Source organism: Providencia sp. NPDC089933 (assembly GCF_049545585.1).
In the GTDB taxonomy this organism is placed as follows: Bacteria; Pseudomonadota; Gammaproteobacteria; order Enterobacterales; family Enterobacteriaceae; genus Providencia; species Providencia huashanensis.
In genome coordinates, this window is the sequence record NZ_JBMWDT010000021.1 from 39504 (window position 1) to 60954 (window position 21451).

Sequence of the window (21451 nt, forward strand, 5' to 3'; positions counted from 1 at the left end):
ACCGATTAATCATTGTGCTTTGATATCTATTATGAAAGAAGCAGATATTAAAGTTTCTTTAAATGATTAGAATTTGACTATGTTAATTAAATCCATATTTTTCTCTTCGACGATTGAATGCGTCTTTACCGCCTTCGAGTATTTTTGCGGCTAATGACTGTATTGATTTTTGATCTATCGAGCCTTGATTATTTTTTGGTAGTGCCGCGCTGTCTGCTGTTGCTTCAAGAACACCAATCCATTCAGCATCACCAAATACTGGAATATTTGCATTATGTGTAGCGAAAATGAATTGTCGTGTTAATTTGGCACTTCTCACCTGAGACACTATTCTGTCGGCAATAAATGCGTTGTCTAGGTTATCTTCGGGTTGGTCTAGTAACAGAGGATCTTTGTTATCTAGAAGCAACAAATGTAGTAAGGCTGTACATTGTTGACCCGTTGATAATGAGTTGAGAACTTTATAAATAGGTGTAGGTGTCTCGCTGCTGGAAACATTGAGTTCAATACTTACTAAGTCTTCAACGATAAATTCTTCAATCTCCATGATTTGAGATTCTGAAATTTTAGTTAGCTGCTCCGCAACAGATTCTGTACAGCCCCAATTTTGTGTGAGGATTGCGTCTTTACCTTCAATAATTTTTTCTGCTAATAGCATTGGAGAGAAATGCTCTGCGGTACTAATCCACTGAAGCTTTTTGTTAGCAACGTTTGGCATTCTGAAGGATACGAGTTTGTCAATTAAAGAATTGCGATTCCCCTCTGGAGTATAGTTTACTTTTATGTTGCCTTTCAGCTTTCGATTTAGTTTTTTCACACCTTGTTCAAATTGACTACTTCGCTGAGACATTTTGTTCGAGAGCGAAGACAGTAATATTTTCCTCATAGCTACCATTTGAGCGAGTTTAGTTTTTGACTCGATTAATTTTGTTTTGCTCGATTTCAACAGCGCAATGTCTTTCACTAACTGGTTATATTCATCACCAATCTGAGAGCCTGTTTTTCCAGCTATAGGGCTAATCTTCTTAAACTCTTTTTCTATTGTAGCCTCATTGGCTTGAATACTTGTATCAAGGCGCTTTTCTAGTTCAACTATCGCGATATTGTCGCTAGCAAGTCTAGTCATTGCTTGCCCTAGCATAGTACCTAAATCTTTGTTCAAATTTGTGATGATGTTTCTAAGTTCTCTAAAGATTAATATATCGGGAAAATCCTTGATATCTTCTTCCAAAATGTAGTCTGTTGAGGGAATACCTTCTACCATCTCACCTAATGCGGTGGAAAAATCAAAAAGCATTTCACTTACGGTTCTAAATAGCGTTTTCTCTGATGCGAGCAACGGCAAAATTTTTAGTTGTTCATCAATTCCCAATTCCTAAAAGCGTTTAGCATCCTCTTCCAGTTGTTCAAGCCGTTTAACATCGGACTCAAGATCTGATGACTGGACTGTTAAATCTACTATTTTCTGCCTGACCTGAGCTAAATCGTCTACAATTTTGACAACGCCAAACTCTTGCTCAATCTTGCCCCTGTTCAAGAATCTATCGACGACTTTTAACTGTTCACTAGAATCTTTATCAATTTCATGAATTTCATTCTGTCCAAATATTTCGATTTCTGGCAATAAATCACTAGGTACGAAGCTTGATATTTGCCCTGACATTTCTGTAATAATAGGAGATTGTCCATACCTCCTTGTAATCTGATAGTTATTACCATGCTTAGTTGTCGACTTTATCGAAAGTTTGATTTGTCCAGTGCTTAAGTTCGATTTGACTATTTTCTCGTGTTGTTCACTGGCTTGCTTGCCGATTGGAGTAATATCGAGCGCGTAACGAATACATTCAAACCCGTACCTCTACCTCCAATAACGGTATTTAGGTGTTCGGAAAAGTCTATTTCGACGCCGCCTAAGTACCCGCCAATAAAAACAACAGACTCCAACCTAGAGTAATACTGTTCGCTGATGTCTGAGTTTAATCTGACCCTTGATTCTGGATCATTAAATGCTTGCTTAAATGCTGAAAAACTGGGTATTGTCATTTTGATTAAACACGACGCGTTGTCTTTCCTTAAAGTTTCAGGCTCTTCAATATCCTTTGCGTTAATTAACGCCATAGGAACATTTCGATGATACGCCATGTCTTTGTTTGTCAGAATTTGAAAGTTTGCTTGGTCACCTTGTTCTTTTATTGCTTGAAGTGTTGTCGGGATTTGAGCTGCAACTAATAACTCATTTTTCCAAATATTGTTCAGTTTTTGTTTGAGTACCCCATTGTCGTCTGTGCAATGGGCTGCATATATGAATCCTCCTTTATCACGCACTTTATTTAAAATATAGTCTGCACTATGTGGTGAAGGCAATGTGCCTTGGTTAGGATCAATATTTAGTTCGTAAAGATAGTGCTCAAGATTTTTAACTGTTTCGTCTTCATGAAAAAGACAAACTAAATGCACCTTTTCACTCGACGCAATTTCAAACCCTGGAAAAACAACAATGCCATGCTTGGACATTAAGGCTCGAATTTTGTTTACTTAGCCAACATTTCCGTGGTCTGCAAGGCCAACAACTTTGATGTTTTCTTCAAGGCAAACTTCTAGAAGTTTTTGGTTGTATTCATCCCCAGTCAACCCTTGTTGTTTCCCTCTATAACTAATGTAGTTCGAGGGATTAACTTGAAGTGCACATTTCCAAAATTTTGCTTTAGTGAACGTTGGAATCATAAATATCCCTTTGCATTTTTGACTAAATTAAGCTTAAGTTTTCATCAATGTTAATTCATTTTAAGGTTTAAACTGTATCTTTTTCAGAATATTGCTGATCATTATTGTGCGATCTATGCTTTGCTTCATCTTTTTGCTCAAAGCTGACTATCAGTGTTGATTATAATCTACGAGATAAATATTTAATCGCGCCAAACTCCATTCGCCACTCCATTCAAGAACCTTCCATTGTGATTTAAATGACAGTGTATCGTTTAAATCAAAAATATAACTCCAATGATATGAAAATTGATAACTAAAATATACTTATTATATAGTTATACTTAAATGGTATGTTGAAGGTTCTTAATGTAAGAATAAGATAATCTTTTAGAAAATTTCGCATGCGAAATTCATTGCATATCAATATTGATATGCAATGAATTTATGATATAATCCCCTCAAGATATGAATTTAGATTCATAGCTTTCAAAGATACATGAAGTTGTGTCTTTTTAGGCGAAACGCCTGACTCATAGGAGTGGATATGAAAATTGATATTAATATAAGTATATTCTTGTCACACCACACCTTTCTCAACATTTCGCATGCGAAATACTAAGGATTCTAATATGGAACTCAAAACAGGAAAAAAACTTGGCAAGCTAATAGTAGTGTGCAGCCAGAAAGGTGGTGTAGTTAAGTCTCAATCTACTAATGAAATATCTTTCAACTTGCAAAAAATGGGGTATTCAGTTCTAGAAATTGATGCGGATTGGACTACAGGGTTAACAGAACGCACCTTTCCGAATGAACTTCCATTGGAAATTGAAAAAGAACCATTAAAGCATGAGTTCACCCCTGGTGAGGCTAATACCTATCAATTGTTTTTTTCTAATACTGACATTAAACCGATAACTCTAGATGATGGACGTGACTTCATAGGCACAACGAGTGAACTTAATGAGGTTAACTATAGACACTCTGATTGTATGTTTGATTTCCGAGATCGTATATTAGAATTGAAGGAAAAATATGATTTTATTTTTATAGACTCAGCCCCTTCATATTCTAATGTAATGGTAGCAAGTCATATGGCTGCTGATTATTTATTAATTCCAACCTTACTAGAAAAACAATCAAGGAATGCTGTAGCTAAACAATTAACTTACATGCAAAAAATAAAGAAAAACTATAATCCATCGTTACAATTTTTGGGAACCTATGTGACTCAAGCTACAGTTGCGAACTATTCAAAACCACTTTTTGATGGTTATTTGGGGGCTGTGGATACTCATAACCTTAATATGCTAGTCGAAATACTTGAAGATAAAGGTTATACCCAAGATTATATCTTAGCTTATATTTCGTTTGCTCAAGCAACAGCAAAAGAAGCTATAGAATTAGGTATGACATTTAAAGAATATGAGCCTAAATCTAAACCAGCAATTCAATATGAAGAATTAGCAAAACGAATTGTGAAACAGGTAGGATAAATTAAATGGCTAAAAAACAATTTTTGAGTCGACTACGTGATCAAAATCGTAAATCGGCAACCGAAGCAATTAACAAAGTTATTGAAACTAAGTCACCTAATGAGGAAATCAGAGATATTGCTGCTCACCAAATTATGACTGATATTGCCCGCCCTGAATTAGAAACGGAAGGGCAAATAATTAGAGTTTCAATAGATGAAGTTTATGCAGAGAGTCAAGTTCGTCCAGAGGAAGATTTTGATGACTCCATAATAGAGGGAATGGCTGATACGTTTAACACTGTAGGGATATTAACACCACCGCGTTGTTATCCAAAAGATAGGACTGGTTATAGAATTTGGATGGGTGAAACTCGTTGGCGAACAGCAAAAAAAAGAGGAGATACCTTTATTGATATTTATGTCGGTTCTCCACCCAAAAACGATAAATTTCGAATTATTGGTCAGTTGATAGAAAACCTACAACAATCCGGCCTTAAACCTTTAGCAACAGCAATAGCATTTAATGAGCTTAAAACAGTTCATGGAATGACTGGAGAAGAAATAGCAAAAACTGTAGGTAAACCTACATCATTTGTGAGTAAACATTTAAAATTAATAAGTGCTCCTGAAAGTGTTACCACATTACTAAAAGATAAAGTAACTTTAGATGTAGACTTAGCATATACACTTACTCAGATAAATGAAATTAACCCCAAAATTGCTGAAAAACTTGTTGAAAAAGCAAGAAAAAATGGTGTTTCTCGTAATGAAGCAAAAGATGAATTAAGTAAAATAAAAAATAGAGATAAAGAAAAAATTTCGCATGCGAAATCAAAACAAGTTTCTCATTCAAAATCTCAAGTTAATACAAATGATGTGTGGCATGTTCAGGTGGAGTTTGATAACAAGATAGGTATTATTCTCACGGATAAAAAGCCTGAAAGTGACGGGGTTGTATGGGTAAAGCTTGAAAATAGCATCAACTCTGTCAATGTTGATAAATTAATAGTAAAAGGGTTAGTACAGATCAAATGATAGGTACGCCATTTTCAACTATGGCCACAGAGTTTCGTGGCCAGATTATTAAAACATGGTTATTGCAAATATCTGGTACAGCAACAGAAAAATCAAAAATATTATGTCAAACAGCAATTGAGCTCGGTCTTACTGAAAGGTCTAAATCAATTCCAGGTTCTGCATTAATCCAATGGACAAAAACAACACCGACAAACACGCCACTTTGGGCTGCACAAAGCGCTCTTCTATTATTATTTGCTAATGAATGGAAACCAAGCACACATGTAGAATGGTGCGGAATGGCATCGCTATTGCAACGGTTATATAAGAAAAATAGTATAGCTGAGATGTTAAGTTATCTACCTAAACATATAAATCAAGATATTGCAGCAGGCTGGGTTACTGCAGCCATAGAGGAAGATGCAAATTTTAGAAGGCATAAAAAAAGAAAATGACTTTTTCGGGACTAGAAAAAATAATTACATCTTCAGGACGTCGTTCAATATCATCATCCTTGCTAGCATATTTACTTGATGCTTTTGATAACGGATTAGATGGTATTGATCTGGATTTGTTCCAATCAAATACTGGTTATGTAAGGACAAATATAACTCAAGTTGCAAACTATCTAAAAGATAAAGGAATCATTTTAATATACTACTATAGAGATCAAGGTGACAAAAATAATCGAGATTATATTGAGGAGAACATTTTTGGACGGTGGGGTAAGCAACATTATAAATTAACATCTGATGTATTACGTTTGTATAGAAGGAATTAGAAAACCATTTCGCATGCGAAATAGTAGATGTGAGTTATAAATTCACATGTTTGTTTTTTAAAATGGAGTAAAGTATACTTATGCTGTGTATTTATACAGTATTGGTGCGCTATGCAAATTCCCATTTTCGAAAGTCTAATTGCCTGTGGTTTTCCCAGTCCAGCTCAAGACCACGTTGAGCGTCGTTTATCGCTTGATGCCGAACTTATTCGTTATCCTGAAAGTACCTATTTTCTTCGCGCCTCTGGCGATTCGATGAAGGATGCGGGGATTTTTGACGGTGACTTATTAGTCGTTGAAAGTCACCTGACTGCCCGTCATGGGGAAATAGTGGTTGCTGAATACGATGGCGAATTCACCTGCAAGTACCTGCAAATCACACCGACTAAAGCGCTTATTCCTGCTAACAGTCAATTTCCCGCTATCCCCATCAATGACGATACGGACGTGAAAATTTTCGGCGTTGTTCGTTATGCCGTGCATACCTGTCGGTAAATAACATGTTTGCGCTCATCGATGTCAATTCTATGTATACCTCCTGTGAATCCGTTTTCCGCCCCGATTTAAAAGGAAAGCCGATTATTTGCCTTTCGAATAATGATGGCTGTGTGATTGCGCGTTCGGCGGAGGCGAAGCCCTATATCCGTATGGGAGCCCCTTATTTTGAAATTAAGCAGATAATCAAACAAAGGCAAGTGGCTGTATTTTCTTCAAATTATCCATTGTATGCCGATTTCAGTAATCGATTTATGGCGGTGGTTGCTCAAATCGTGCCTCAAATTGAGGTTTACAGTATTGACGAGAGCTTTTGTAACCTGACGGGCATGAATACATTGTATTCATGGCATGAACTTGGCCATAAATTAAAAGAGGATGTATTCCGGTGTGCACATTTGCCTGTCGGCGTGGGAATTTCCAGTACCAAAACGTTAGCTAAGCTAGCGAACCACGCCGCCAAAACGTGGAAGAAAACAGGTGGTGTCGTCGATTTAAGTTCACCCAATCGTCAGAAAAAACTCATGGCACTCGTCCCGGTTGGGGACATTTGGGGAATAGGGCGTAAACTGGCAAAACGCCTGAATCAAAGCGGAATTGAAACTGCCTTGGATTTAAGTCGGTTGTCAACGACCCAGGCACGCCAAATGTACTCAGTGGTATTAGAGCGAACCGTGCGCGAACTGAACGGTGAATCGTGTCTTCAGCTGGAAGAAATTGCGCCCGCTAAGCAGCAAATTATTTGCTCCCGTTCATTCGGCCATAAAGTGATGGATTATGAGTTAGTTCGCCAATCGGTGTGTGCCTTTGCTGAACGTGCAGCAGAAAAATTGCGTGAAGAAAAACAGTATTGTCGATTAGTCACATTGTGGGTGCAGAGTAGCCATTTTTCTCATCATGAGCCGCACTATTATCGACAAGAAACCCAAGCGCTCATTTATCCGACCCAAGATACACGCGAGATTATTCAGGCAGCCGTGGGGTTATTTGACAGACTTTGGCTTCCGAATGTGAAATACAGCAAAAGTGGCATATTACTCAGTGAATTTTCCCCTTCAGGGCAAGTGCAGCTGAATTTGTTTGAAAGTGGCCATGCTTTTCGCAAAAGTGGTGAACTGATGCAGACGATTGACCAGATTAATCGCGGAAAAGGGGCTATCTGGTTTGCAGGTCAGGGTGTTCAATCGCAATCAGCTTTATGGAAAATGAAGCAGCAATTTCTCTCGCCTCGCTGGACAACGCAATTCTCGGATATTCCTATCGTAAAATGCTAATCATTGGGCGGTGATTTTTTGAGCAGTGTTGATGTTCATTCATTAATCAGGCTATTAACCTTTTTATTAACAGGGCTATTTCAAGTTATCCACTGATTTTGTGGATACGCTTTTTTTGCGTTTCGGGGCAACGGCTTCATGCTGGCATTGAGCCAGGCTTAAGCCGAACGCCGGATTGACCCCATTTACACACAGTTGGCGCAGATTCCCCGTACACTTCCGTTCACGCGCCTGTTTGGGGCGCGTTCACTGGCTCGCCAAATGTGGAAAATGGGGACAACCGGCTTGAAAGGTCAACCGCTGCGCCTTTTTCCGTTTTCAACGTGGCGTAAAGGGCAGGGGTGCAGCTCCCTGCGGGACCGCCCCTGGTTCACTGCTTAGCTACGCTAAGCGTTAATGGCGACTTACCGTTCGCTTCTCTCGCTGCAAGTCGGGTGCTGTCATTTTCATCACCTGTGTGATTAATCTTTCATCGAGCACCTCCGCTTGGCCTAAAACATTGCCTCATCTCGTCATACAGCAAGCGTAAAGTGCACTCCACCAAAATTCTTGTCGCTGCGCTTTCCAACAATTTTGTCTCCGCCCTTGCTTCTTTCCTCGTCTCGGCTATGTACGGCCTTTGCAGCGGAGGAACTCAACGAAAGAAATCATTAACACGGTGGAGGATTCAAAAATGTCATCACATCAAAACCTTGCAGCTCCAGAATCTAACGAAAGAAGGGTTAAAAACCCACTGACGGATAGTCAGAAAGCCGATTTATTGCATTACATTGCGCCATTAACACGGTTATTGGATTTATTCGAGGGGGATATCTCACCTGAGTTGTACGACGAAGAAATCACGCTGCACAGTGATGCATACGATTCCAACAGTATTTTTATGAAAGACGGTTATCCGATTGGCTTTAGTGACAATTTAAACAACATGTTCTATCTGCGTCCTGAACTGATTCAGGCATCTTAGGTGCTAAGAGAGCCTTGTCACTCTCTTAGCAAAGACACATTAAAAACAATAGAGGTATCAATTATGTCTACATTAGAAACTATCATTAACCCAAAACAACGTAAAGCAAAAAAAGGCACAAAATCCGCACAAACCGACGCGATTTATCAGGCATTGGACAGTATGGAAGCGCATGTATTGCCGTTATCGGCATTGGTACAGAGTGAATTCAATGTCCGTAAACGTCCAATCGACGAAAAAGTCTTGTCCGAACTGGCAGACAGTATTCAAGCGGTCGGGGTATTACAAAACTTGGTGGTTTACCCGATGGACAATGACGTCTACGGGGTTGCTGCGGGTCAACGTCGTTTACTGGCGTTACAACAATTGGTGACAAAAGGGCATTTAGCGTCGAGTTTCCCTGTGCCTGTCAAAGTGGTTTCAGAGTCCGATGCGCTGATTATTTCCCTGACGGAAAATAGCCAACGTGAAGCTATGCACCCAGCCGACCAACTTCATGCTTTTATCGAGCTACAAAAAACAGGCAAAAATGCGGCTGAAATCGGTGACTTATTAGGGTTCAGCACTCATCACGTTAAAAAATGTCTGCGTTTAGCAAACATGGCGCCTGAGCTGTTAGCCGAATTGGATGCGGATAATATTACCCTAGACCAACTGCAAGCGTTAGCCGGAACCCCTGACCATGAGCGTCAAGTGATGGTGTGGAACAATGCAATGGGTTGGAAAAAAGAGCCACCTTACTTACGTGAAGCGATTGAAGAAACCAAAACCCCCGTCGAAAATAATCGACTGGTGAAGTTTGTGGGGTTGGATGCCTACGAGCAAGCAGGGGGAACCCTTGAAATTGACCTATTTACCGAAGCAGGATTTATTGAAAACGCCCCGCTATTAGAAAAAATGGCACTAGATAAACTCAGTGCGTGTGCGGAACTGTTAGCGGATATTGAGGGTTGGCAGTTCGGTACTGCCCGTTTAGAGCGTCCGAGCTTTTACGGTAATGGTGGGGAAACCTTGTCTCTCAGTCATGCGCCCGAGGCGGTCATTCCCCCTGAATTTGCGGATTTACTGGCTGAATTGCGTGCTCGTGAAGCGGATTTACGGGAACAAGCATTAAATGCAGAGGAATATCATGAACAAATCGACCTTTGGCAAGCCGTGAATGATTGCGAAAATCAAATCGAGGGCATTGAAAGTCGGACTAAAAATCAAGCGTGGACAGCCGATGGAAAAGCCACAAAAGGCGTTGTTGTCTACCTTGACCGTGATGGAGAACCGTGTGTCATCCGTGGCGTCATTGACTTAGCACAGCAAGAGTCACCGTGCAGTGAAGCGGAAAGCGAAACGGAAAGTAGTGAAAGTGAGCAATCAACGACTCAAGTTGAGACGGTTTCTACCTACAGCGCAGCCTTGTGCAAAAGTCTTTCTTCGGAGCGCACATTAGCGGTTCAAGCGGCATTAACACAACATCCAAACGTGGCACTGGCGATTTTGGTTCATGATGCATGCATTCAAGTGTTTGGTTCACCGTATGCCAAAACTGCATTTAACATTAAGTTTTCGCTTTCTCAGGAAGAGTTACTCAAAAATGCCCCGACCGCCCAAGACAGTGAAGCATTGCAATTACTCAATACGCAATTTGAGTCGTGGTCAGCGCGTCTCCCTGACGCATGGCAAGCCGATTTTTCTTGGTTGTTGTCATGGGAGCAAGCGGATTTAGTCGCGTTACTGGCGTTTTGCTCTGCGCAAACGTTGAGTGAAGTCAATCATTATGCTCCGCACGATAACACGTTAGCCGAAGCCCTGCGCCCAATTGAACAGGCAATTGCCTTTGATTTTCGTCAGTGGTGGCAGCCAACAAAAGCCAATTTCTTTGGGCGTATCAGTAAAGACCAAATCAGCGATTGTTTAGTGGATGCAGGGGCAGCAGATAAAGCCCTTGAAGCTGTCAAAATGAAGAAAGGGGATGCTGCGGAGTTGGCTGAAAATACCCTCAAAGATACCCATTGGTTGCCGAGCTGTTTTCTGAATGTAAACGCTGACACTCACCACACCGATAACGCGCAATAATCAGACTGGAGACACTGCCCGAAAGGGCAGTGTGAATAATCATGACAACGATTCCAAACCATTTAGCCCTTGTGCCGTTTAATGACCGTCAATATGCCGCAGCAAAAGCCATCCTTTTTGTCGAAGATAAAATGCAAAAAGGGCAATACCAAAAAAGCTATCCCTATGCGAGTGCGTTAATTCGATTTTTTACAGGGAATAAAGGGGCAATAACCGCAAAAGATTTGCACTCTACGTTGGTGTTATCTTTTGATGATAAACGTGAAATGCCGTCAAAAAATCGCTATCTTTCGGCTCTAGATACGTTTATTCAGTCCCGTGGTTATATTTGTCCATTGCCGTTATGCGATCATCATGTGCGTGATTTTTTTCCTGAGCTGGATTACCGCGACCGTGAACGGCAGGGGCGAAAAATTCATTCTCAAGTACAGGTAGTGAGCCGTGCCCGACAAAAAGCCCAAATTAAAGCGCAGCAACAGTATCAAAATCGATTAGCCCAAGCCGAAATTGAGTTAGCCTTTATTACCCCCAGTGAGTTTAAATCGTGGTACAACCGGTTTAATCATGATGGGATTGAAGAGTATGATTTGATTGAATTGCTTGTAAACTGGACGACGCGATTTAACAATTTAAACTTGCGAAAATACCTTGATTTTGCCCCGTTGTGGTCGGCTCTCTTGGATTTCAATGAGGATATCGATACCCGATCATACGGTGAGCAATTACTGGATAATTATACCATTCCTAATAAATTAATCGGTAAAAAGGGCGTTGACCATGAATGAATGGAATGTGGTTTTACTCGAAACTGAAGACAGTTTGGTGCTAATGATGCGCGGTGAGCACACAAAAGAAACGGTCATTAACTCAGCAATTGCCGCGAATGAAATTTCACAGAGTGATCGAGAAACGTGGTTAGCCTGTGAAGATATCAATGTGGGTTATTACAAGGCAGTGCCTAGAGAAGGGCATGTGACCTATTATTACCCCTCGAGTCAGGACGTTAAAGGCGCATTTTTGGCAACCAGTCTTGTGCTATTTTAAGGATGAGATAAGTGAAAAATATCGAAAATGATGTTACTGAAATCACCGAACAGCAGCGGTTTGAGTTTGCCTATCAGGATTTATGCAAAATAAAACACGGCGTAAGAACACGCTATTTCGCTGAAAAAATGGGACTTTTCGTTTGGTTTTTGACGTTAACTGTCGGGTCTGTATGGCTGATCTTGGCGAATTTACCGATTGTGGGCTTAGTTGTTCCCGTAGTACTGGTCTATTGGTGCTTGAGTATCACTCTTTTCATTAAATTAAAGTTATTTCTCATTTTAAATAGTGAATGGAAACTTAATGCATTTATTACATCAATATACCCCAATGAATGTCGAATTATACCGCGCATTGCAAGAAAATGTTCGGTATACACCCGAACATTTTCTTGTTGAGCTTAAGATCTGGTTAGCAAAAGAAAGTCAGTATTTCGGTGTAAAACCAGTCTATACGGTTAAAAAGAGATTGAGTTTTACTGAGCGAGTGATTAAGTAAGTTACAGCTTTAATTTTAATAACAATGAGTTAAGAAATTTTTATCATAAACATAAAATAACCCCTTATGGGTTCCTACGGCAGCTCGACGTTATCGAGCTGTCGCCTACACTCCAACTCCATTCGTTTTAGGAATGGGTTTCCGCAGAGCCGCAAGCGTCTCTGTCCTTCGGATAGCAAGCGAAACCTAACTGCACGGCATTTCGTGCTTCGCACGGCCGTTAAAGACGCCACGCGTTGCGTGTCGGCCGATTGCCTCCTCACCCGACGGTTATTTTCTTACTATCAGCCCATTCGCTAGGGCTTAAACATAGCCTCAACTCGTCATCCAGCAAGCGTAAAGTGCACTCCAGCAAAATTCTTGTCGCTGCGCTTTCCAACAATTTTGCTTCCGCCCTTGCTTCCTTCCTCGTCTCAGCTATGCACGCCCTTGCCGCGACTGAACTGACAGTAAGATGAATTAACACTTTCAAAGAGAACTACGAGGCCATCGGTGAACGTCAACACCGCCACGCCAAAACCTCCAGAAAGATGAGTTAAAAGCCAAAAACAAGGAGTATCAACATGAATTATCAAATTTTTATTGCGGAAACCCATAAGAAAAATGTGACAGGGCAAACGGATGACGTTTATCACTTCAATTCCATTGCGGAATTCTTCACTTTTCTGAAAAAAACGAAATTCGCGGAAAAAATGAACATGAATTACCAATATGCCTTAACCGATGGAACAAAAAACACCGATTTAACTTACTGCGAAATTGAAAACGCCAACCACCTTAAACCGTTTAAAAAACAGGTTCGCCAATACCGTTAAAGCGACCTATTGAATAGCGCGAAATCGTAACGCGCTATTCAATATCGAGCCAGTTCGATATTGACCCACCACTAAATCATAAAAGGAGAAAGAGTATGTATCACGCATTAGAGCAGTACGAAACAGACAGTTACTCAGAAACCCAAAGCGCGGAATTGATGTATTGGATAGGACGTGAACAAGCGGCTAAAACTGCCCCGACAGAGATTACCTTAATGCAATTTATGGATGCGTTATCCGTTATGCCCCCGCTGGATTGGCAAGGCAATAACAATACGGAGTCCTTTAAATTGCAAGAGATGGTTTTAGGGAACGTGACTGACATTTTTGTCAAAGTGGACGAACGTTATTTTACGTTTCGGGATGTATTAACGTTATCTCATGCGCAAATTATTTCGCGTGTGCGTTGTGCTGGATTGCTGGCACAACAATGAAAAAAGCAGGCTTGCGCCTGCTTAATCCGTGCCTTGAATGACTTTAGCGAGGAACTCAAGGCATCAACTCACTCAAAGGAGTAGCTCCTATGAACTCAACAATCATGGCATACGCTGCCAACCCTGTAAAGCCCCAAATGCCCGCCCTGTCAAAACGTCGGGTCGTGCGTCACGATATGACAATAAGTAAAATTGAGCCGTGTTATCGGTCAATGGCGCGGCATATCGACAAACAACTTAAACGAAAACAGCCCGTTCGCATCCCTGCAATGAATAACCAGTGTTTGGGGCAACTTTTGCGTTGTTTAGAACTGCGTAAATCGTGGATTTAAGTTAAATCACTGCCCCTGTTTTTGTTTCAGGGGCAGTTCTGGAGCGTCGATATGTCACAATTGAGTTTTTTTGATGTGGATTTAAGCCAACCCGCGAAAGGAGCCAGCCCTATTATCTCAGGTTTGCCCAGTAAGATAGACACAAAGACAGACAAAATAGTCGAGAAAGCAAACCTAACCACGGTTAACGCCAAATCAAAGCGCGATTTTCACAAGGAATTTATTCAATTATTTAATCAAACGGCACGTTATCACAGTCGCTTAGACGTATTTCGAGATTTTATTCATGTTGCCGCGATTTCATTAGAAAACAGCGTAAAACAGTGTCCTGAGTTGGAACAAACTTACTTTAACGTGATTGCGCGTTATGAAAGAGCCGATTTAGATGTATTCGCCAAATTAATGGCAATTTGTGTTAATGCCTTAGACAGTCAAGCGACTGATTTTTTAGGGGAACTCTTTATGTCATTAGAACTTGGCGAAGGGGCATGGGGGCAGTTTTTCACCCCATTTCATATCAGCCAGCTAATGGCAAATTTTATCATTGGTGATTGCAGCAAGATAATTGAAAAAAATGGCTATATCAGTGTGTGCGAGCCTACGTGCGGGGCGGGCGGAATGGTGATTGCCTGTGCAAATTCTGTTTTACAACAAGGCTATAACTCACAAACGCAAATGATTGCGGTGTGTACGGATATTGATGAAGTTGCCGCCCGAATGTGTTACGTCCAACTGGCATTATTGGGGATACCTGCGATTGTGAATATCGGCAACAGCTTGACCTTGGAAGTTCGCCAAACACTGTATACCCCGATGTTAATGTTAAACTCATTCCGCTTTAAATCCTTTCTTACAGCCTAATTCACGTTATTTTCAAGGGGATTTATTCCCCTATTTGCGCATCGGCTTAATCCTGGCATCGAGCCAGGCTCAATCCGACAAAGACAACCCCTGCGCCTTTTAACGCTGACGCGTGGCGCAAAGGACAGGGGTGCAAGCTCCCTAAGGGAGCCGCCCCTGATAAACCGCTTAACGTTGTTAAGCTCAAAGGACGCCTTGCGGTTCGATTCTCTCGCCGCAAGTCGGGTTGCGTCATTTTCAGCCACTGTGTTGTTAATCTTTCGCCAAGCCCCTCCGCTCGGGCTTAAACATAGACTCAATTCGTCATCCAGCAAGCGTAAAGTGCACTCCAGCAAAATTCTTGTCGCTGCGCTTTCCAACAATTTTGCCTCCGCCCTTGCTTCCTTCCTCATTTCGTCTATGTACGCCCTTTGCAGCGAAGGAACTCAACGAAAGAAATCATTAACCCAAAGGAGACACTAAAATGACTCAACAACAAAGCCTTGCAGCTCAAGAATCTAACGAAAGAAATGGAAAAGACGAAACTGTAATCACTGCTATTGAGGTGAAGAACGAGCGAGCCCGTTTAAAATTTTTACCTTCAAAATTAGGGCGGTATTGCATTGCATTTGAAAATGCAATCTATAACTGGATGACTCGGAATGCTGTAGCCTATAACGGCGGGTATTGGGATTTTTATACGTTGTCGAATAACGGTTTTTATTTGCAACCGACAAAAGGCTATATGCTCACCTCACCAAACGGCTTTATGGACGATGTTAGCGCCCAAGAAGCGGGGATCATTGTGACCTTAATGATGTTAAGTCATTTCTCATTCGTCACTGATGAAAAAGGGCACACAGAAGAATGTGAGCGTATTTCTGCTTATTTTCATCAACTACGGGATTTTATTTTCACATTACCCCCTGAATCACAAACAAAGATATTGAATGCCATTGATTAATTAAATCCTGCGCAAGTCTCGGGCTTGCGCTTAATCAAACTTCATTAATTAAAGAGAGAAAAAATTATGGAACAGCAAACATTATTATCGGTTGGTCAGGTTGTTTATACAAATTTATATAATCATGGCTTGGGAGTGATCACTCAAATCCATGGAGAACAAAAACCAGATACAGTGACGAATCTATGTAATGTCATTGTAAGTGGAGGCAACGCAGAATTTGATATTGTATTTTACAATGGTGATAAATCAAATCGCTTACCAGAATCTGTTTTAAGGGGGGGGATTCAGTGGGAAGTTAAAAATGAAATTGTTGATAATGAAACAATTGAATCATTAATTAAACAATCAGAAGAATTCGAACAAACGGAAAAATCTGAGGAAGAAAAAAAACAAATCGAATTTAATCAAGGTGTCGAATTTCAAAAAAATAATAATCAATATTCACACTTAACCCAGATAACCGCTAATTCAGACAATAAAGTAAAAATAGTGGGTAAAAATATTCGTGCAGAGTTAAAAAAACATTTTCCAAAAACTAAATTTTCAGTTCGTAAACAATATTACAGTTCTTATTATGTATCATGGACAGATGGCCCGACAGTGGATGAAGTCGACTCGATTGTCAAAAAATATAAAACGTCACGCTTCGATTGCTATACTGATTACTCTTACAATGAAAGCTCACCATTTAATATGGTTTATGGTGGTGCTGATTATGTTTTTACAAATCGTCATTACAGTGATGAAATAATCGCGTTGGCAATCAAATCACTTATTGATAAATATGGCGAGTCTTATGAGTTTGATACGACGTTAATGAGCGTTGAAAATTATCATCAAGGTAAGTTATACAAAATTGGACGAGAACAAATTATTGGAAATGATGGGATAGGTGGGGAAATTGGTCGAGAATTAAGAAAAACCAGTTATTAAAGAAAACGCGCCATAAAGGCGCGTTTCTCGTTTTAATACTAAGCCACATGCATTACTTAATATTAAACGTGATTATAGCGTTAAAAATAGAAAGTAAAAGGAGTAAGTTTAGTTATTTTTTTTAATGTTAAGATAAATATGATAGACCTCAAGCGCATATTGATTTCTTTTTTGTTCTTGAGCCTCGGATTTTTTCAACCCTGCATTATAAGCCCCTACGCCTTTCCAGATATCCCCTTGTATACGAATAAATTTAGCGAGATAAAACGCGCCCGTATAAATATTCATACACGGATCTAACCTTAATTGATTTTCGGTAATGCCATGCTGTGCTAATTCGTTAAAGTTTTGCGAATGAATTTGCATTAAGCCAATAGCGTATCGCGTCGGTGAAGCTTGGTTAATCGCATTTGGTTGGAATGAGCTTTCACGAAAGGCAACTGCGCGTAATAAATCAGGGTCAATTTGATAATCATTTCCTGCTTTATCATAGCAATCAAACGAAAATGAAAAAGGCGAAAAAAATAACGCAATGAGAATACAGATCATTCGCATATAAAACTCCATTTAATAATAAGTTCTCTTAGCTCAGAATCGCCCATTTTAATAAAAAATAAAGCACTATTTAAATGCAAGCCAAAAGAAAGGAGGAGCAATAAATATGCTCCTCTGAAAGAAAGAACTCACACACTACGCAAAATTTCATTTTGCATGAATTTATCATTAAATCAGGGTGTTAATTAAAAATAAATGGGTAAAAATTTTAAAAATCTTTGTGTTAAGTGCTAAAAGAGTGCTGAGATGTGGCTAAGTTAGTGCTGTTTTGTGGCTATCTTGTGGCTAATTAAGTTAAAACAATAAATTGAAAATTGCAGTGCTCTATTAGTGCCTAGATTTTAGCACTAATAGAGTGCTTAAAAAAGTTAAGATTAGCACTTCTAAAGCACTAAGAATATGATACTATCGATTTTAATAGACACTCAATTAGCACTCAAATAAATAGGTTAAATAAATGGCAAGACAAAACGTATATATGTCACAAAAAGTTTATGATGCAATTAGAGAGATTGTTGATGAACGGCGAGCGGATGGTGCAAGTCATGCTGATGCAAATATGTCGAGCGTCTGTTCTGAAATGCTGGATATTGGCGTTCGTGTCACGATGAATTTAAAAAAGAAGGCGGATGAAACAGATGATGACGGAATGACATGGGAAGATCTCTATAAAAAACAAATGTTAGAAGATTCAACTAAAACACGTCAATGTATTCAAATGATTTTTCAGATGTTATTTAATATTAATGAAATAAAAGAAGATAGCCGCTATGATTTTAGGGAGGGTATAGCTGAGATGAAACGTGAGACAGAAATGCTAATTAATAATTTCTTCCCAGAAGATTAAGTTAAAATCAATATGGTACCTATTTTTTCTAGAATAATATTTTATTATGTAATTTTGATAATAAACATCACATTAATTAAAATTAATAATTGATTGTTTATTTAATTAAAGTTATTATTTAACAATGCCAACATGATTGGTATATAGAAAAAATATGAATCGCTCAATAAAGGAGTTACGAGCTCCCTTATTGAGCTAAACAGATAACCTAGCCTAAAGGAGATGGTTAAATGTCTGCATGTGATCCTATTGATCTAAGCGTAATAAAACAAGAGGTTTTGCTCGATTTTTTTGATTTTCATCTTAAAAATGAAGATGTATGGGCCATATTAAACGAAAACTCTGTTTTTTTAGCTTCTAACCTGTTCAAGCTAACAGGTATTGAACAATTTTTATATAACATTTTTTACCCTTCTTTTTCTAATCTTCTTAAAAGTGATTTTTGGGATGTAACCTCAAAGGACATTGTGGTTTCTTTTCCTTCTTATTCACTTAATCGTCAATTAAAAGAACCTCCTATTTATTTTATTCAAATTTCAAGATTCAATGATGATTTGTTTTTTTTAAAAGCTATTAGTTTATTTATAAATAATTTAAGTCTTTATGATATTAATATAATTTGTAAGGATAAAGATATTGAAAAAATTCCTTTGGAAAGGTTTAAAAATGTTAATCCATCTGACGAGTTATTAGAGGATGAATGGAAAATAGCATGGTTGTTTATCTCTGGTATGTCATATAGACAAATAGCATCATTTCTAAATGTTTCTAGAACTACTGTTGAAAATAAAATGAAATCTGTATATGGAAAAATGGAATTGTTAGGTGAGGGAAACTTTAAATATGTTGCTGAAGTTTATTCATGGAAAAAATATATTCCTCGTGATTTATTAAAAGACTTCTTTATACATCTGTTCTAATGAAATTGGACGAACGCCCCATATTTGTAACAATCTGTAAATATGGGGCAGTTGTCTAATTCCATTATTTTTTTTATTAGATATAGTGTTTAAAATTTCACTTAGGAATTCACGTTAATGACAACTAAAAAATTTAAGGCGATAAGATTAACTATCCCTATTTCTTCTAGAATTCATGAATTGTTAGCTAATTCAGCTAAATCAGCAGGTCGCTCTAAACAAGACGAAGCATTATTAAGACTTGTCTATAGCCTATACAATGAACATGAAATTACAGGAAGTTACTGGGACATAGCTAAATAAATTATTTAAATTTTAATTTCATGATTTTATAAACTGTTAAATAAAAAGACAGCGGGAAGACTTTGCCATTAAAAAATGGATTTGTCAGGCTGGGGCGGTAGCGCATTCAATTTATCTTGTTTTTATCACGCTTTATTTCTTTGTGTTTAATGAAGGAATAAAGCGAGCTAAAAGCTCAATTACTATCTAATACTCTTTAAGGGTTTGTTTTGAAAATAATGAAACATCTATTAACAAGGAAATTGCTATGTCACAACTGACTATCGAAAATACGCCAGCCCGTAAGAAGGGATTATTTAAACGTGCTATTGATGCGATGAACTTTAAACTGGGTAAAACTTTATTCCGTTTAATCGGTTTGCCGATGATGGCATTTTTAGTCTCTAAAGGGGCAATGGCGGCGGATGACTTAATGGCTGCGGGCCGTGAAGATGCCGAAGCAAGCTTCGGGGAAGATTCAACCCTGATTTATTACTTCATGTTAGCGGAAGTGGTGTTGGTCTTCTTGATGTATTTACGTAATCACAACCCAGCGACATTCGTGTTAATCCCTGTGTTCTTTGTGATCACCGGTATTATCTTTGCCATTATCCGTGCCCGTGCACCAGGCGTGACACCATAAGAGACGTCATTTGGTATTGAAGGAACAGCGTAATGGAAGAAGAGCGCGCTAAGCGATTCATCTTTCCTCAGACGCTGACGGAGCAAAGCCGTCCAATCGGCTTACCGCTCGATGAAACCTGTGCCATTGCTCTCCCATTATGCTGGGGAGTCATGGACAAGCAATATATTGCAGGGGTTGTCGTTGGCGCTTTGCTCTGGTTTGCACTGAGGTATTTCAAAAAAGGGAGGGGAACAGATTGGCTGATTAATGCGTGTTACTGGTATTTGCCTTCCTTCTGTTTTCAGGGAATGTACAAACGACTTCCCGACTCCGCGTTCAGGCTCTGGTTAAAATAACAGGAGGTCACGGTGAAACTGAGCGCAGCCAAATCTGCCCACAAATTCACATCACTCATTTTCATTATATTAGTTTGCTTATTAGGAGGAAGCATTACAGGGAATATTCTGGCGTGGTCGAATATTGCCACTTTAATTGATAGCCGTGAAATGACCTATATCCCGCAGTTCTTTGAAACCCCGTTTACCCTAAGTCGTTCGCATGCGGATGCCAACTACCTCGAACAAACCGCACAGTCGTTGATTTTCTTACGTTACAACGTATCACCAGAATCGGTTAAAGCTAATCACAAAGCCTTATTACGATTTTTTGATAATAGTCAGCGACCGCAGATGCAAGAGATTTTGGCTGAAGAAGCGAAACAAATCATTGAAAACAATGTCACCAGTGCCTTTTATTTGTCCGGAATGGATGTGTATCCCAATTCTGGCATTGTCGATATTCACGGTGATATCCAAACGTGGATTGGCAACCGTAAATCGCTACCTGAACGGGTGACATTACGATTAACTCTGAAGTACGCAAATGGGCTCACGACAATAGGGGGCTTTGAGGTACAAGTCGATGAAAAGAAGAAAAAGTAAGTTAAGTCAACTGGCGTTATTGGCCCTGAGTTTGGGCCTCTTTTCTGCCTTCAGTTTAGCGGAGCCCGCTGCAACTTTACCTGTAAAAATTCCTGTCTCGCCTGATTCGCAAGTGCGTGTGGCCTTTAGTAACAGTGAGCCAAATATGTTGGTGGTGCCAGGCGACCGGATTGTCGCGATTGATAGTGCACAAGGCATGTTTATCAATGGCAACCAAAAAGGGGCAACGGGTCAGCTCAGTGGTGGCGTAGTGTTGATGACCACGCAAACCAAACCGTTTACCTTTTATGTCCGTACCGCAGGCGGTTTGACCGTGTCAGTAGTGGCGGTTCCGCAAAAACGGGATGGTCGCGTGTTGCAGTTGGTGTCGTCAGTCCCTGCGAAACGTCCAGCAGCCAAACAATGGGAGCGTTCTCTGCCTTATCCTCAAATGCTGATTGGACTGCATAAAGCATTACTCAACGGCGAAGTCCCGCAAGGTTTTGCTAAAGCACCTGTCACCGTTACGCCAACCTTGTCATTACCGTCGGGGTATGTGGTGTCTACGGATGAAATGTGGAATGGCGGCGAAGTTCGGGTATACAAACTGGCGGTGCGTAATACCACGGCCAACGCTAAACCGATCACTGAGCGATTGTTT

At 39.7% G+C, this 21451-nt stretch carries 29 protein-coding genes; 24 read left to right on the forward strand and 5 right to left on the reverse strand.

The features are described from left to right. Positions 1-82 precede the first annotated feature (82 nt). The 4 genes from ACPEH5_RS21030 to ACPEH5_RS21045 form a co-directional block, all read right to left on the reverse strand. Positions 83-1372, reverse strand: coding sequence for a hypothetical protein (locus ACPEH5_RS21030; RefSeq protein ID WP_283126732.1), 1290 nt, complete (start codon positions 1370-1372; stop codon positions 83-85). A gap of 3 nt (positions 1373-1375) precedes the next feature. Then, the gene (locus ACPEH5_RS21035) at positions 1376-1624 is read right to left on the reverse strand and encodes a hypothetical protein (RefSeq protein ID WP_249890906.1); all 249 of its coding nucleotides are present in this window, start codon (positions 1622-1624) and stop codon (positions 1376-1378) included. 152 nt (positions 1625-1776) lie between these two features. After that, positions 1777-2514, reverse strand: coding sequence for a hypothetical protein (locus tag ACPEH5_RS21040; RefSeq protein ID WP_249890907.1), 738 nt, complete (start codon positions 2512-2514; stop codon positions 1777-1779). 21 nt (positions 2515-2535) lie between these two features. Then, positions 2536-2724, reverse strand: coding sequence for a hypothetical protein (locus ACPEH5_RS21045; protein WP_249890908.1), 189 nt, complete (start codon positions 2722-2724; stop codon positions 2536-2538). Positions 2725-3335: 611 nt separating this feature from the next. Between ACPEH5_RS21045 and ACPEH5_RS21050 the strand changes: the two genes are divergently transcribed. From ACPEH5_RS21050 to ACPEH5_RS21130, 17 genes are all read left to right on the forward strand, one after another. Further along, positions 3336-4199: a ParA family protein gene (locus ACPEH5_RS21050; protein ID WP_071548932.1), complete on the forward strand. Its 864-nt coding sequence runs from the start codon at positions 3336-3338 to the stop codon at positions 4197-4199. Positions 4200-4204: 5 nt separating this feature from the next. Continuing rightward, positions 4205-5215, forward strand: a complete 1011-nt coding sequence (locus ACPEH5_RS21055; RefSeq protein ID WP_249890909.1) for a ParB/RepB/Spo0J family partition protein — start codon at positions 4205-4207, stop codon at positions 5213-5215. Further along, entirely contained in the window at positions 5212-5652 is a 441-nt protein-coding gene (locus ACPEH5_RS21060) for a hypothetical protein (protein ID WP_423727155.1), read from the forward strand. Before ACPEH5_RS21055 ends, ACPEH5_RS21060 begins: the two co-directional genes overlap by 4 nt. After that, positions 5649-5978, forward strand: a complete 330-nt coding sequence (locus tag ACPEH5_RS21065; RefSeq protein ID WP_423727156.1) for a hypothetical protein — start codon at positions 5649-5651, stop codon at positions 5976-5978. Before ACPEH5_RS21060 ends, ACPEH5_RS21065 begins: the two co-directional genes overlap by 4 nt. A gap of 111 nt (positions 5979-6089) precedes the next feature. Then, positions 6090-6473 carry a translesion error-prone DNA polymerase V autoproteolytic subunit gene (umuD, locus tag ACPEH5_RS21070; RefSeq protein ID WP_249890912.1) on the forward strand — a complete coding sequence of 128 codons (384 nt, stop codon included), beginning with the start codon at positions 6090-6092 and terminating at the stop codon, positions 6471-6473. A 5-nt stretch (positions 6474-6478) separates the two neighbouring features. Continuing rightward, a complete protein-coding gene (gene umuC, locus ACPEH5_RS21075; protein WP_423727157.1) occupies positions 6479-7747 on the forward strand; it encodes a translesion error-prone DNA polymerase V subunit UmuC in 1269 nt (422 codons plus the stop codon). A gap of 673 nt (positions 7748-8420) precedes the next feature. Next, the gene (locus tag ACPEH5_RS21080; protein ID WP_249890914.1) at positions 8421-8711 is read left to right on the forward strand and encodes a hypothetical protein; all 291 of its coding nucleotides are present in this window, start codon (positions 8421-8423) and stop codon (positions 8709-8711) included. Between the two features lie 63 nt (positions 8712-8774). Continuing rightward, the gene (locus ACPEH5_RS21085; protein ID WP_423727158.1) at positions 8775-10778 is read left to right on the forward strand and encodes a ParB/RepB/Spo0J family partition protein; all 2004 of its coding nucleotides are present in this window, start codon (positions 8775-8777) and stop codon (positions 10776-10778) included. Between the two features lie 41 nt (positions 10779-10819). Then, positions 10820-11563 carry a plasmid SOS inhibition protein A gene (locus ACPEH5_RS21090; protein WP_423727159.1) on the forward strand — a complete coding sequence of 248 codons (744 nt, stop codon included), beginning with the start codon at positions 10820-10822 and terminating at the stop codon, positions 11561-11563. Further along, complete coding sequence (locus ACPEH5_RS21095) at positions 11556-11822, forward strand: hypothetical protein (RefSeq protein WP_249890917.1); 267 nt, start codon at positions 11556-11558, stop codon at positions 11820-11822. Before ACPEH5_RS21090 ends, ACPEH5_RS21095 begins: the two co-directional genes overlap by 8 nt. A gap of 11 nt (positions 11823-11833) precedes the next feature. Next, positions 11834-12220, forward strand: a complete 387-nt coding sequence (locus ACPEH5_RS21100) for a hypothetical protein (protein WP_249890918.1) — start codon at positions 11834-11836, stop codon at positions 12218-12220. 663 nt (positions 12221-12883) lie between these two features. Then, a complete protein-coding gene (locus ACPEH5_RS21105) occupies positions 12884-13135 on the forward strand; it encodes a hypothetical protein (RefSeq protein WP_249890919.1) in 252 nt (83 codons plus the stop codon). Between the two features lie 95 nt (positions 13136-13230). After that, entirely contained in the window at positions 13231-13569 is a 339-nt protein-coding gene (locus ACPEH5_RS21110) for a hypothetical protein (protein WP_423727160.1), read from the forward strand. A gap of 89 nt (positions 13570-13658) precedes the next feature. Further along, on the forward strand, positions 13659-13901 hold the full coding sequence (locus tag ACPEH5_RS21115) for a hypothetical protein (RefSeq protein WP_423727161.1): 243 nt from the start codon (positions 13659-13661) through the stop codon (positions 13899-13901). A 51-nt stretch (positions 13902-13952) separates the two neighbouring features. Further along, positions 13953-14762: an N-6 DNA methylase gene (locus tag ACPEH5_RS21120; RefSeq protein WP_249890922.1), complete on the forward strand. Its 810-nt coding sequence runs from the start codon at positions 13953-13955 to the stop codon at positions 14760-14762. A gap of 463 nt (positions 14763-15225) precedes the next feature. Then, the gene (locus ACPEH5_RS21125) at positions 15226-15705 is read left to right on the forward strand and encodes an antirestriction protein (RefSeq protein ID WP_249890923.1); all 480 of its coding nucleotides are present in this window, start codon (positions 15226-15228) and stop codon (positions 15703-15705) included. A 66-nt stretch (positions 15706-15771) separates the two neighbouring features. Then, positions 15772-16641: an LPD29 domain-containing protein gene (locus tag ACPEH5_RS21130; RefSeq protein ID WP_423727162.1), complete on the forward strand. Its 870-nt coding sequence runs from the start codon at positions 15772-15774 to the stop codon at positions 16639-16641. Between the two features lie 108 nt (positions 16642-16749). Here ACPEH5_RS21130 and ACPEH5_RS21135 read toward each other — a convergent pair whose 3' ends face one another. After that, positions 16750-17196 carry a transglycosylase SLT domain-containing protein gene (locus ACPEH5_RS21135; protein WP_249890925.1) on the reverse strand — a complete coding sequence of 149 codons (447 nt, stop codon included), beginning with the start codon at positions 17194-17196 and terminating at the stop codon, positions 16750-16752. Between the two features lie 457 nt (positions 17197-17653). On the opposite strand from ACPEH5_RS21135, the gene ACPEH5_RS21140 reads away from it, so the two are divergent. From ACPEH5_RS21140 to traK, 7 genes are all read left to right on the forward strand, one after another. After that, the gene (locus ACPEH5_RS21140) at positions 17654-18043 is read left to right on the forward strand and encodes a relaxosome protein TraM (protein ID WP_423727163.1); all 390 of its coding nucleotides are present in this window, start codon (positions 17654-17656) and stop codon (positions 18041-18043) included. Between the two features lie 230 nt (positions 18044-18273). After that, on the forward strand, positions 18274-18963 hold the full coding sequence (locus tag ACPEH5_RS21145) for a helix-turn-helix transcriptional regulator (RefSeq protein ID WP_423727164.1): 690 nt from the start codon (positions 18274-18276) through the stop codon (positions 18961-18963). 117 nt (positions 18964-19080) lie between these two features. Continuing rightward, positions 19081-19266, forward strand: coding sequence for a TraY domain-containing protein (locus ACPEH5_RS21150; protein ID WP_423727165.1), 186 nt, complete (start codon positions 19081-19083; stop codon positions 19264-19266). Between the two features lie 247 nt (positions 19267-19513). Beyond that, on the forward strand, positions 19514-19888 hold the full coding sequence (locus ACPEH5_RS21155) for a type IV conjugative transfer system pilin TraA (protein WP_094962782.1): 375 nt from the start codon (positions 19514-19516) through the stop codon (positions 19886-19888). Positions 19889-19920: 32 nt separating this feature from the next. Beyond that, a complete protein-coding gene (traL, locus tag ACPEH5_RS21160; protein WP_094962781.1) occupies positions 19921-20226 on the forward strand; it encodes a type IV conjugative transfer system protein TraL in 306 nt (101 codons plus the stop codon). A gap of 12 nt (positions 20227-20238) precedes the next feature. Then, positions 20239-20811: a type IV conjugative transfer system protein TraE gene (traE, locus tag ACPEH5_RS21165; protein WP_094962780.1), complete on the forward strand. Its 573-nt coding sequence runs from the start codon at positions 20239-20241 to the stop codon at positions 20809-20811. Next, positions 20792-21451: type-F conjugative transfer system secretin TraK (gene traK / locus ACPEH5_RS21170; RefSeq protein ID WP_423727166.1), on the forward strand; the 660-nt coding region annotated here is incomplete at its 3' end. The genes traE and traK, both read left to right, overlap by 20 nt.